This window comes from Pseudomonas sp. BF-B-26, from assembly GCF_019956495.1.
Lineage (GTDB): Bacteria > Pseudomonadota > Gammaproteobacteria > Pseudomonadales > Pseudomonadaceae > Aquipseudomonas.
Map to the genome: position 1 here is coordinate 59131 of NZ_JAHBDP010000052.1, position 13335 is coordinate 72465.

Here is a 13335-nt window from a genome sequence, read left to right on the forward strand (position 1 = left end):
TCGGGCAACGAGCGTGGCTTGAGGGTTGATAGCAAGGGCGGTGCCAGGTTTGATTTATCTATATAAATCAATTGATTGACTTGGTTTTAGGTGCGTAGGTATGGCGCGTTCGTATTGAAATCAATACAGGCACTTGTAGCGGAGGGTGCGAAGTACGGGCCAGACGGGTCGAGAGGGTTTTGTCTTTAATTCGATACGCTGTATCGATTTACACACAGTCTGCAACGACACATGACCATTGTGGGAGCGGGCTTGCTCGCGAAAGCGGTGTGTCAGGCGCCAGCAATGTTGCTGACCCGACGCCTTCGCGAGCAAGCCCGCTCCCACAAGGGTTAAGTGTTGGTGATGGGATTGTGTTCCGGTAGAGGCTTCACGACTTGTTCGGAATGCCGTATTTACGCAGCCGGATAGCGATCGCACTGTGCGAAGTTTGCAGGCGTGCCGCCAGTAAACGGCTGGAGGGATAACTGCGGTAGAGCTGTTCCAGCAGGTGCTTTTCAAAGCCTTCGACGGCCTCTTCCAGGCTGCCGACCTCACCGTCGTTTTGCCGCTCCACCGCCGTTCGGGCGATGTCGAGGTCATCGATGTCCACCAGCGGATTTTCACAAATGGCTGCGGCGCGGAAGATCACGTTTTGCAGTTGCCGCACATTGCCCGGCCAGCGGTTACCGAGCAGCGCCGGATAGGCCCCGGGGGCCAGGCGACAGACCGGACGCTGGATCTGTGCGCACGCCTGCTGCATGAAGTGATTGGCCATCAACAGGATGTCGTGGCCGCGCTCGCGCAACGGCGGCACTTGCAGATTGAGCACATTGAGGCGGTAGAACAGGTCCTCGCGAAAACTGCCTTCGCTGACCATTTTCTCCAGGTCGCGGTGGGTCGCGCTGAGGACCCGCACATTGACCCTGACCTCACGATCGCCACCCACCCGACGGAAGCAGCCATCGCTTAAAAAGCGCAGCAACTTGGCTTGCAGGTAGGGCGACATTTCACCGACTTCGTCGAGGAACACCGTGCCCTGGTCGGCCAGTTCCAGCAGGCCGAGTTTGCCGCCACGCTGGGCGCCAGTGAAGGCGCCCGCGGCATAGCCGAACAACTCGCTTTCGGCGAGGCTCTCCGGCAGTGCCGCGCAGTTCAGGGCCAGGAAGGGCGAGTCATGCCGGGCGCTGATCGCGTGGCAGGCACGCGCCACCAATTCTTTGCCGGTGCCGGTTTCGCCCTGAATCAGCAGCGGTGCGTCGAGCGTTGCAACACGCTGGGCGCGGGCCTTGAGGGTCCGAATCGCCGGGGACTCGCCGAGCAGCGCGTCGAAACCTTCGGCATGGTCATGATGCAGCGCCGACAGGCGTTCACCGATGCGGTTCGGTTGATACAGGGTCAGCAGGGCGCCGGCATCGGTGATTGGCATCGCGTCCAGCAGCAGCGTCTGGCCACCGAGACTGACCTCGTGCATGGGCAGACGAAAACCGTTTTCGATCAATGTGCGTTGCAGCGAAGGATCATCGAATAGCGCCGTCAGCGGCTCACCGGCCGGTTCTCGACCGCACAGTGAAATCAACGCCGGATTGGCCAGCAGCACATGACCGCGCTCGTCCACCGCCAACACCGGGTCGGTGCTGGCCGCCAGCAAGGCATCGAGTTGCAAGCGTCGGCGCTGCCCCGGGAGGATGTCGACCATCGTCACCGCTTGCACGCCCCGCACCCCAAGAAAAGCCTCGCGCAACTCTTCCAGCACATCGGCGCCGAGGGTCGGGGCATCGATGTAAACGTTGGGCGGCACCATCTCGACGGCATCCAGATTGAAACGGCGCCCACCGAGCAGGGCCAGCACTTCCTGGGTGATGCCGACGCGGTCGATGAAGGTGACGTGAATGCGCATAGGGTGGCCTGCAAGGGTTGCGAACAGAATGAGTATGACCGGCACCAGCGGTGTCTGTCAGGTGGTGCGGGTGGTACGCGAACAGGCGGCCAGATCCTCAAGGAACGCCTGAAGGATCGGTGGCGGCGCGGTGCCACGTCGGGTGATCACGTCGAACGGCGACATCAGTTGCAGGCTCGTCGGCGCCAGTTGGTGCATCTCGCCGGTCTTGACCCACTGGGCGGCGAAGTGCATCGGCAGAAAGCCCAGATAGGCGCCGGAAATCAGCAGAATCGCCAGCGCTTCGATGTTGTCGACGGTCGCAGCGGCTTTGCTCACGCCCAAGTGTTCCAGGTCGTATTGCTGCATGTAGCCCCTGACGACAATCCGGCTTGCGGCAATCTCTTCAAGCAGTTCGTCGCCCTCGGCCTTGCTGCCATACAGCGGATGCCGCCGTCCGCAATACAACCCCAGTGCTTCCTGATACAGCGGCGAGTGCAACAGCCCCGGAACGTAGATCGGGAAGTGCCCGATGGCCAAGTGCAGGCGACCGTCGAGCACGCGTTCTTCCAGTTCCGCCGGGGTGCCGACGTACACGTTCAGGTGCACGTCGTGCCCTCTGGATACGAAGCGCTGGGTGGTGCGCGGCAGTGGAGAATCGGGATCGGTAATGGTGGTGTCGATGATCCCCAGATTGAGCTTGCCGCTGATGTGCTGCTTGAGCACGTCGGCGTCCATGCAGAAATTTTCCACCGCCGAGAGCAGACGCTGAGTGGCTTCGTGGATCGCCACACCTTGCTCGGTCAGGCGAAAGCCGCTACGCCCGCGTTGACAGAGTTTGACCCCGAGCCGGGTTTCCAGATGAGTCATCTGTTCGCTGATGGTTGACTGGCCGGCATTCAACGCCGCCTGCGCGGCAGAGAAACCGCCGCACCTGACAATCGTGGCAAACACCCTGAGCAGTTTCAGATCGACATCGTGCAGCTGGATCACCTTGAACCTCCCGCGTGTGGATGCATCGGTAATGCCGATATGAGTATCTGATGTTTAGCATTTTTTCCACGAAAACCTGCGCCCATAGTCATTTCCAACGGCGGTCGCCTTCCACGTCCGCTAGCTGATAACAAGAATTGGAGATGCCTGAAATGTCGAACAACGGTTATGAATCCGGTCGCCTGAACCTGCCATTCGTGGGTCACTGCACCTTTGGCAAATCCCCGGTGTGCACCGACTGGGATGCATTGGATGCGGACGTGGCGGTCCTCGGCGTGCCCAACGACATGGGCACCCAGTGGCGTTCCGGCGCACGCTTCGGACCACGTGGCATTCGTGAGGCATCGACCCTGTTTTCCTTCGGCCATGCCGGCGCCTACGACCACGAAGATGACGTCATGTACCTGACCGCCTCCGACGTGCGCATGGTCGATGTGGGTGATGCCGACATCGTGCACACCGACATGGTCACCAGTAACGAGAACACCGAGTACGCCGTACGCAAGATTCTGGATGCCGGTGTCATGCCGGTTGTACTCGGTGGCGATCACTCGGTTCACGCGCCGGTGATAAAGGCGTTCGAGGGCCGTGGCCCGATCCACATCATCCACTTCGACGCGCACCTGGACTTCGTTGATGAGCGTCATGGTGTTCGCTACGGCCATGGCAACCCGCTGCGCCGCGCGTCCGAAATGAACCACATCGTCGGCATGACCCAGATGGGCATCCGCAACGTGTCGTCGTCCAATCGCGACGACTACGAAGCAGCCCACGCGGCCGGCTCGAAGATCCTTTCGGTCCGTGATGTGCGCCGCCTCGGCGTCGAAGGTGTGCTGGCGTTGATCCCGCAAAACATCAACTACTACATCACCATCGACATCGACGGTTTCGACCCGTCCATCGCCCCTGGCACCGGCACCCCAAGTCACGGCGGCTTCCTCTATTACGAAGTGCTGGAAATCATCCAGGCCCTGGCCAAACGCAGCCAAGGCAACATCGTTGGCATGGACCTGGTCGAGGTTGCACCGGTTTATGACCCTTCCGGCATGACCTCGATTCTGGCGGCGCAACTGCTGCTCAACAGCATCGGTTTCATCTTCCACGAGCGGGCTCAAGCACGGCACGCCATGAGCGCAACCACCACGGCCACGGCGTGATCTGAGCGCCGCACAGAGGGAATGAAAATGGACACGATCGTTAAGCAGTATTTGCAAAAATTTGGTGTATCCGAGGCCACCCAGACCTTCCTCAGCAAGGTTCAGAAGATGTTCATCGGTGGCGCCTTTGTCGAGGCCAGCGACGGGCAGACATCCGACGTTATCGAACCGTCGACCGAGGGCTTGATCACGCGTATTCCGATGGGCACTACCGAGGATCTGGACCGTGCGGTGCAAGCCGCCCGCGCACAGTTTGACGGTGGCGCCTGGCGTCAGGCCAAACCGGCAGAACGCGAACGGCTGATGCAACGCCTGGCGGACCTGATTGAAAGCAACGCCGCCGAACTGGCGGAAATCGAATCGATCGACATGGGCAAGTCAGTCGCCTTCGCGCGGGATGTCGACATCCAGGGCACGGTCGATACGCTGCGTTATTTCGCCGGTTGGGCGACCAAGCTGCATGGCCGAACCGTTGAACCGTCGCTGCCGGGCAATTACCTGGCTTATACCCGCAAGGAAGCGGTAGGTGTGGTCGGCGCCATCGTGCCCTGGAACTTCCCGTTGCAAACCATGGCCTGGAAGCTCGGTGCCGCCCTGGCAACCGGTTGCACCGTGGTGGTCAAACCCGCCGAACTGACGTCGCTGTCGGCCTTGCGCTTTGCCGAACTGGTGCAGGAAGCCGGCATCCCGGACGGGGTGATCAACATCGTGACCGGACGCGGCAGCGTGGTCGGTGCGGCCATGGCCACGCACCCCGGTATCGACAAGCTCACCTTCACCGGCTCGACCCCGGTCGGCCGTACCGTCGGTCGCGCCGCGCTGGACGAAATGAAGCGACTAACCCTCGAACTCGGAGGAAAATCACCGGTAATCGTATTGGCCGATGCCGACGTGCCGGCCGCCGCCCAGGCGATTGCCAACGGCGTGTTTTTCAACTCCGGCCAGGTGTGCGATGCCGGCACGCGGGCCTATATTCATCGCAGCGTCTACGACGAATTCCTGCGCGAACTGATCGCCTACACCCGCACGCTGAAAATCGCACCGGGCCTGGATCCAGACTGCTTCATCAGCCCGTTGGTCTCGGCATTGCAGAAGGAGCGAGTGACCGACTACATCGAAACCGGCAAGCAAGAAGGCGCCGAACTGGTCTATGGCGGCCAGCCTGTCGAAGGCCCGGGTTTCTTCGTCGAACCGACCATTTTTGCCCATTGCCGCAACGACATGCGCATCGTCCAGGAAGAGATCTTTGGTCCGGTGCTGGTTACTGCACCGTTCGACGATGAAGAAGAGGCCTTGGCCCTGGCCAATGACTCGCCCTACGGCCTGGCGGCCGCACTGTATTCCAATGACCTTGGAAAGGTGCACAGCCTGATCCCACGGTTAAAAGCGGGTTCGGTCTACGTCAACGCCCACGGCACCCTCGACCCGTCGATGCCGTTCGGTGGCTACAAGCAGTCCGGATTCGGCAAGGACCTGGGCGCGGAGCAGCTCGATTATCTGCTGGAGACCAAGGCGGTCTGGATCACGCTTCCCTGAGTCAAGGCTGACTCAAATCCCCTGTGGGAGCGGGCTTGCTCGCGAAGATGTCGACACATCCAACATTGATGTCGGCTGATACTCCGCTTTCGCGAGCAAGCCCGCTCCCACAGGGACGTCGTTACCCAAAGAATGCAGTTACCTCGTCATGATCTTCCAACAATAAGAGACCATCATGAACACTAACGCCAAGTCAGCCCTGAGCGTATCGGTCCTGGACGACAAATCCGTCGTCGAAAGCCATTCGATTGACTTCATCCCGGAAAACGAGCGCACCGACAAACTGTCGAGCCAGGGCCCGTTCTGGTTCCTCGGCAATTTCACCTTCTTCACCATGACCATCGGCTTCGTTGGCCCGAGCGTCGGCCTGACCGCGCTCTGGACCACACTGGCCGGCACGCTGGGCATCATGTTCGGCACGCTGTTCATGGCCTTTCACGGCTCGCAAGGTCCACACCTTGGCCTGCCGCAAATGATCCAGTCCCGTGCGCAGTTCGGCTATCGCGGGGTGATCCTGGTGCTGCTGGCGACGCTGTTCGTGTTCGCCGGTTTCAACATCGTCAACCTGGTGTTGATGATGCAGGGGCTGCACACGCTATTCGGCTTCAACCCTGCGGTAATCGCGGTGGCGGTGACGATACCGGCGGCCGTCTTGGCGATCCTCGGGCATGACTGGATGCACCGCAGTTTCAAATGGGCGTTGTACCTGTCGCTTCCGCTTTACGGTCTGGTGACGTTGGCGGTGCTGATGGGCTGGGTTCCCGATGCTGCGGTGCCGGTACTCGCAGCCGGTGAAGTGACCCCAGCGCCATTGGGCTTCAACTGGACGGGTTTCATCGCCCAGTTCGCAGCAGCGGCGAGTTACAACATCGCTTACGCCCCGTATGTGTCTGACTATTCGCGTTACCTGCCGAAGAACACCTCCAGCGGCAAACTGATCGCGGTGGTGTTCCTGGGTGCCTCGTTGTCCGGAGCATGGATGATTTCCGTGGGTGGCTGGCTGGCCGATCACCTGCATTCCACGGACGTGCTGGTGGCCCTTGGGCAAGTCGGCAACACCGTGTCGCCGCTGATGGGAACTGTGGTGGTGGTTGTCACGATCCTGGCGTTCCTGCCGGTCATCGCCATGAACATCTACAGCGCGAAGTTGACCACGCTGACCTGTGTCGACTCCATCAAGCACATCGAGCCGACCCGCAAGGCGCGCATCCTGGCGATCGGTTTCGTGATCCTGCTGCAACTGGGCGTGGCCCTGAGCATTCAGAGTTCGGGCAAAGGCCTGTCGGTGTTGGGCATCTACCTGGTGGTGATGCTGTACTTCCTGGTGCCCTGGACCTCGGTCAACCTGACCGACTACTTCTTCGTCCGCAAGGGTCGCTACGCCATCCCGCACTTCTTCATGCCCCACGACAACATCTACGGCAGCTGGGGCCTGCGCGGCATCGCGGCGTATGCCATCGGCTTCATTTCGATGATCCCGTTCTTCTACATCTACGACGGTGTTGAACAGCGTGAGGTCTATGTCGGCCCGCTCGCCAAAGCGCTCGGCAGCATCGATATCGCCTGGCTCGTCGGGCTGATCGTGTCGGGGCTGGTCTACTACTGGTTCAGCCGCTCGATCGACCTCAAGCGCGAAGAAGCCGTCATCCAGCACATCGAAAAAACATTCCCGCAATACACCACCGGCGACAAGTTGACCCTGCCTTCGTTGCACGTTTTCAACGAATCGGCGGTCCGGAGATAATCATGGCTACGCAAAAATACGACTACATCATCATCGGTGCCGGCTCGGCAGGTTGTGTGTTGGCCAACCGCCTCAGCGAAGACCCGGCCACCTCGGTCCTGGTGCTGGAATTCGGCGGCAGCGATCGCAGTGTGGTGATCCAGATGCCGAGCGCATTTTCGATCCCGATGAACACCAAGAAGTACAACTGGCGCTACGAGACCGAGCCGGAGCCTTTTCTTAACGGACGTCGCATTCACTGTCCAAGGGGCAAGGTGCTGGGTGGCTCGTCGTCGATCAATGGCCTGGTGTACATCCGTGGCCACGCCTATGACTTTGACGAGTGGGAGTCGCTGGGTGCAGAGGGTTGGGGCTATCGCAATTGCCTGCCTTACTTCAAACGGGCCGAGCATTACGAGGAGGGCGGTGACGGCTATCGCGGCAGCACCGGCCCCTTGCACACCACCAACGGTAATCACATGAAAAACCCGTTGTACGGAGCCTGGGTCGAAGCCGGCGCAGAAGCGGGCTACATCAAGACCGAGGACTGCAACGGCTACATGCAGGAAGGCTTCGGTGCCATGCACATGACGGTGAAAAACGGCGTGCGCTGCTCCACGGCCAACGCTTACCTGCGCCCGGCCATGGGCCGTCCGAACCTGACCGTAATCACCCATGCAATGACCCGTCAGATCATCCTTGAAGGCAAGCGAGCCGTCGGCGTCATGTATGACCACGAAGGCCAGACGCACCAGGTCTTTTGCAACCGTGAGGTGCTGATTTCCTCGGGGCCTATCGGTTCGCCGCACCTATTGCAGCGCTCCGGTATCGGGCCGGCCGAGGTCCTGCGCAAAGCCGGGATTGGCGTGCGCCATGACCTGCCGGGAGTAGGGGAGAACCTGCAGGATCACGCCGAGGTGTACATCCAGTTCGGCTGCAAGGAACCGGTGACGCTCAACAGCAAAATGGACCCGCTGAGCAAACTGTTGATCGGCCTGCGCTGGCTGTTGTTCAAGGACGGGCTCGGCGCCACCAACCATTTTGAGGCCGGTGGTTTCATCCGCTCGGACAAGGGCCTGCGCTGGCCGGACATTCAGTTCCACTTTCTGCCCGCGGCCATGCGTTATGACGGCAACAAACCGATCAAGGGCCACGGTTTCATGGTGCTTACCGGGCCGAACAAACCCAAGAGCCGCGGTTATGTTCGGGTGCGCTCCGCTGACCCTTACGAGCATCCGCAGATTCAATTCAACTACCTGCAACGCGAAGAAGACCGTGAGGGCTTCCGCCGCTGCATCCGCCTGACCCGCGAGATCATCGGCCAACCGGCGATGGACCGCTTCCGCGACGGCGAAATCGCGCCCGGGCCACAGGTGAACACCGACGAAGAAATCGACGCTTTCGTGCGTGAAAACCTCGAAAGCACCTACCATCCCTGCGGCTCGTGCCGTATGGGTGAAGACGAGATGGCTGTGGTTGATTCGGAGCTGCGTGTGCGGGGTATCGCGGGGTTGCGGGTGATTGACTCGTCGGTGTTCCCGACCGAGCCAAACGGCAACCTCAACGCACCGACCATCATGCTGGCCGAGCGGGCTTCCGATCTGGTTCGAGGGCGCAGCATGCTGCCGGCATCCGATGCGCCCGTCGGTCTGGTCCAGGATTGGGAAACCAGCCAGCGATCATCGTTGCCGGGACGCAATGTGAGGGTTTAAACCCGACGGGTTAATCACTCAGGAGAAGACATGTAAAAAGGGCGCCTTCAGGGCGCCCGTTTTTTACTTCGCAGTACGTACAGGCGCTAGCTCATTTCAACACCAGCAAGCTATAAACTCCGCCCTCGCTTTCGATCCCATGGGTGTCATGGGTAAAACCCGGGAAGGATTTGTCGAAGGCTTCCAGCGCTTTGAGATAGGCCAGCAACGGCCCGTCCGCAGGCCCGGCGTTTTCACCCGGCATCAGCAATGGAATGCCCGGCGGATACGGCACGATCCCGGTCGCCACGACGCGTCCGGCGGCTTCTTCGAGTGTCACCCGTTCGATGTCGTTTCTGACCAGTTTTTCGTAGGCCTCCACCGGGCTGAATTCGGCTTTGGGCAGTGTGCCGAACGCCTGGGCCATGTTGGCGGTGGTTTTGTGTTTCTTCATGGCCGCGAAGATTTCGTCGGCCAGGTCCTTGAGGCCCATGCCGGCGTAACGCGTCTGGTTGGCGGCCAGCAGATCCGGCAGGCACAGTTCCAGTTCGACGTTGTCGTCATAGTCGCGTTTGAAGTCGAGCAGGGCATTGAGCAAGGTGCCCCATTTGCCTTTGGTGATACCGATAGAGAACAGGAACAGAATGGTGAAGTCGGTGGTTTTCTCGACCACGATGCCCTGACGTCCCAGGTACGCCGTGAGCACACAAGCCGGGATTCCCGAGTCGAGCAGGTTGCCGTCGTCGCCCATGCCGGGGCTGAGCACCGAGACCTTGATCGGGTCGAGCATGCAGTAGCCTTCTTCGATGTCACCGAAGCCGTGCCATACCGCGTTGGGATGCAGGACCCAGCAGTTCGGCTCGGTTTTCAAAAGTACCGGGTCGACTTCATGGAACGGCACGGCGGTCGCGCCAACTTGCACGGTCGGCGGCTGCCAGCAGGTAAAGAACCAGTCCTCCTTGCTCAACATCTCGTTGTGCATGCGCGAGACGACCTGGCGGAAACTGATGGCTTCTTCGATCGATTCGGTGGTGAGGATTTGCCCGCTGGGCGCTTCCATCATTGCCGAGCTGACGTCGCAGGAAGCCATGATCGCGTAGTTCGGCGAAGTCGAGGCGTGCATCATGTACGACTCGTTGAAGCGCCCGTGATCGATCGGGTTGCGGCCGTTGCGCACGTGAATCATCGAGGCCTGGGAGAGAGCGGCCAGCAACTTGTGGGTCGACTGAGTGGCGAAAACGGTCGGCTTCGAGTCATCGTGATCGTCCGGGCTGCCGTGCATGGCGTGGCGCTCGCGGTACAGCGGATTGAAACGCGCATATCCGTACCAGGCTTCATCGAAATGCAGACGATCGACGCTTTGCCCCAGCAACTCTTCGACGCGGGTGACGTTGTAGGTCAGGCCGTCGTAGGTGGAGTTGGTGATGATCGCGTGGACGGGTGTCGGGTCGATGCCTTGCTTGACCAGCGGGTTACTGGCGATGGCGTCTTTCACGCCGCTGGCGCTCAGGGTTTGCGGGAGGATCGGGCCGATGATGCCGTAGCGATTGCGGGTCGGCACCAGATAGGTCGGGATGGCACCGGACAGGGTCATCGCGTGCTCGGCAGACTTGTGGCAATTGCGGTCACACAGGGCAATTTGATTGCGCGTGACGCTGGCCATCAGGATGACGCGGTTGGACATTGACGAGCCGTTGGTGACGTAATAGGTGCGATGGGCGCCGAACACCTTGGCGGCGTAGCGCTCGCCCTGGCCGATGGGGCCGCTGTGATCGAGCAGCGAACCGAGTTCACCGACCGAAATCGACAGGTCGGAACGCAGCAGGTTCTCGCCGAAAAACTCGTAGAAGGCGCGCCCCGCGGTACTCTTCAAAAACGCTGTGCCGCCGGCATGTCCAGGGGTGTGCCACGAGTACTCATAAGTGCGGGCAAACTTCACCAGCGCCCCGAACATGGGGGGCAGCGCGGCTTGTCGATAACGTTCGATGGCCGCCAGGATGCGCCCGCTGAGGAAGCGGCTGGTGTCCTCGGGCAGCCAGATGAAGTCATCGGCGTGTTGCATGACCACCAGCGGAATGGTCGACGCGGTGCTGCGGTCGCTAATCAGGAAAACCGGCACCCGGGTGTTGCGCTCACGCAGGCTGGCGAGCAGTTTGATGCATTCCTCATGGCCTTCGCTTTTGTCCATTTCCCAACTGAGCAGCACGCATTGAATGGCCGGGTCCGAGCGCAGGATCGACGTGGCGTCGCTCAGGGTTTCCGACGCCAGCACCCGGACGGCGCGTTCTTCCACATCGTTGATCAACTGATCCAGGGCGCGACCAAAGACGGTGCGTTTGTCCGGCGGGCTGCTGACCAACAGCGTGAGCATCCCGAGCGTTTGTCTATGTTCCGTCATGATTAAGCCTCCACTCTAACTGCTTGCAAGTTATTGACCGGCACTGGCTTACCCATGAGGTGCTGAGCGCTGACGGTCTGTGTCGGTACGCTGTTATTGAGCGCTTCGAGGCGGATCAGGCGGTTGTTGACGAAGCCGAACAGCGTGTAACCAAAGATCGTTGCCACGCCGCCGAGCATCAGTGCCTGTGCGCCCGAACTGTACAGCGCCAGGTAGCTGTAAGCCGCTGCCACCCACGCAATGATGTTGGTTATCAGCGCCGAGCCCGCCGGAACGTTGGATACCTTTTGAATGGTCATCAACGCGGCCATGGAGAGGATGTAGGGCACCAGATTGGTGACCACCGCGAGGTTAACGAGAGTGTCGAACTGCTTGCTCAGGTCCGGGCTGATGGTGAGTAAAGCCAGCGCCGTCTGCACAGCCAGCAGCACCAGCATGCCGATGATGGGTGTTCCGGCCTTGTTGGACTTGGCAAAGATCGACAGGAAGTAACCGGTGTCCGCTGAGCTTTTGTAGACCTGAGCGATGGTGAATTGCCAGCCCAGCAGCGAACCGATGCACGCGAGGATCATCGCAGCCATCACAATGTCGCCGACCATAGGGGTGAACATCTTGGCAAAGACCAGCCCGAACGGTGCAGTGGAGGAGGCCAGTTCCGGGTTGCCGACGATACCGGCGATTACGTTGGTGGAGGCGATGTAGATCACCGCCGCACCGAGGGTGCCGCCAAGTACCGCAATGGGGACGTTCCTTTCCGGATTTTCCACGGCATCGGTGTTGGCGCACGCCGACTCCAGGCCGAGGAATGCCCATAAGGTGATCGCCACCGATGCACCTGCGGCGTCTAACCAGCCCATGTTGTGGGGGTTCCAGCCAGCGGCGTAGACACTGCTGTCGAACCAGAACCAGCCAATGGTGGACACCAGCACCACCGGCGCAATCACCCCCCAAACCGTAACCGCACCAATCCGGCCGGTAATCCGCGCGCCGCCGAAGTTGGCGAAAGTGGTGATCCACAACAGAGCGATGGTCGCCAGACCCACTTGCAGTGAATCCAGTTCAACATGGAACAGCTCCTGGATATAGCCGACTGCCGTAATACTGATCGCTACGTTGGCAATCAACAGCGAGAGGCCATAGGTGTAGTTCGTGATGTAGTTGCCCGCCTTGCCGAACGTGTATTCAGCATAGCCGCCCATCCCCCCGGTCTTTCGACTGAGCATCCCGCAGCGTGCAAAGGCATAGGCCAGCGCCAGGGAGCCGGTAGCCGTGATCAGCCAGGAAAGGATGGAAATACCGCCGACTTCTGCAAGCTTAGTGGGGAGTAGAACAATGCCGGAGCCCAACATGTTGACGGCGGTCAACATCGTCAGTTGCCCTACGGTCATTTTCTTTGCGACTGACATTCCGTTGCCTCATTCGTTGGCGGGAGAAGAGCGTTAGCTATAGCAAAGGATTGCATTGGCGCAAGAAGTGTCCGTAAGAACACGGAGAAAACAGGCTATAGCGCACTTAAGGCATTTTGCTGGCCCCGAAGACTGAAACTTTTGACCAGAATCAATTTATTTTCAGTTAGTTAGGATCGAATGCAAATGCGGAATGTGATGGTTGCGCTGATTTCGTTAGGCCTGGCGAGCGTTGCCGCCTCTGTCCAGGCCAAAGAGCTGGCATCGAATGATCGTTACATTTGCAGCTGGGGCGCAGGTACTGCGGCGAGAGCCCAGGAACTCAAGCTGTCCGGGGTTTCACTGTATGCAGCGCGGCAGAAGTTACATACCTACAAATTCAGCAAGCCATGGATGCACATGATGGCGATGGGCATTACCGAGCAGACCTATGACAGTCATTCGCGGATGAAACCCGCGGCCCTGCGCGAGAGCTTTTACGAGGAATGCGTCCGGTACAAGTTGGCGCGCAAATGAGGAGGGCGGTCCGCCAAAATCCACGGCACGGCGCCTGCGCCGTGCCGGGCGGGTTAC

9 protein-coding genes are annotated in these 13335 nt (G+C 60.1%); 5 read left to right on the plus strand and 4 right to left on the minus strand.

Annotated elements, in window-relative coordinates; translation table 11 throughout:
* Positions 1–370: 370 nt before the first annotated feature.
* A complete protein-coding gene (locus tag KGB03_RS04035) occupies positions 371–1879 on the minus strand; it encodes a sigma-54-dependent transcriptional regulator (protein ID WP_223526404.1) in 1509 nt (502 codons plus the stop codon).
* Positions 1880–1936: 57 nt separating this feature from the next.
* A complete protein-coding gene (locus KGB03_RS04040) occupies positions 1937–2851 on the minus strand; it encodes a LysR family transcriptional regulator (RefSeq protein WP_218538515.1) in 915 nt (304 codons plus the stop codon).
* Between the two features lie 152 nt (positions 2852–3003).
* Between KGB03_RS04040 and speB the strand changes: the two genes are divergently transcribed.
* The 4 genes from speB to betA all read left to right on the plus strand — a co-directional run bounded on the left by speB (position 3004) and on the right by betA (position 8979).
* Positions 3004–4008 carry an agmatinase gene (gene speB / locus KGB03_RS04045; protein WP_192409751.1) on the plus strand — a complete coding sequence of 335 codons (1005 nt, stop codon included), beginning with the start codon at positions 3004–3006 and terminating at the stop codon, positions 4006–4008.
* Between the two features lie 27 nt (positions 4009–4035).
* Positions 4036–5544: an aldehyde dehydrogenase family protein gene (locus KGB03_RS04050; protein WP_008146745.1), complete on the plus strand. Its 1509-nt coding sequence runs from the start codon at positions 4036–4038 to the stop codon at positions 5542–5544.
* A 175-nt stretch (positions 5545–5719) separates the two neighbouring features.
* A complete protein-coding gene (locus KGB03_RS04055; protein ID WP_192409727.1) occupies positions 5720–7288 on the plus strand; it encodes a purine-cytosine permease family protein in 1569 nt (522 codons plus the stop codon).
* 2 nt (positions 7289–7290) lie between these two features.
* Entirely contained in the window at positions 7291–8979 is a 1689-nt protein-coding gene (gene betA / locus KGB03_RS04060; RefSeq protein WP_223526405.1) for a choline dehydrogenase, read from the plus strand.
* Positions 8980–9070: 91 nt separating this feature from the next.
* On the opposite strand, the gene KGB03_RS04065 is transcribed toward betA, so the two are convergent.
* Positions 9071–11356, minus strand: coding sequence for an Orn/Lys/Arg decarboxylase N-terminal domain-containing protein (locus KGB03_RS04065; RefSeq protein WP_223526406.1), 2286 nt, complete (start codon positions 11354–11356; stop codon positions 9071–9073).
* A 2-nt stretch (positions 11357–11358) separates the two neighbouring features.
* A complete protein-coding gene (potE, locus tag KGB03_RS04070) occupies positions 11359–12762 on the minus strand; it encodes a putrescine-ornithine antiporter (protein WP_192409724.1) in 1404 nt (467 codons plus the stop codon).
* A 186-nt stretch (positions 12763–12948) separates the two neighbouring features.
* On the opposite strand from potE, the gene KGB03_RS04075 reads away from it, so the two are divergent.
* The gene (locus tag KGB03_RS04075; RefSeq protein ID WP_008146735.1) at positions 12949–13278 is read left to right on the plus strand and encodes a hypothetical protein; all 330 of its coding nucleotides are present in this window, start codon (positions 12949–12951) and stop codon (positions 13276–13278) included.
* The last annotated feature ends 57 nt before the right edge of the window (positions 13279–13335 follow it).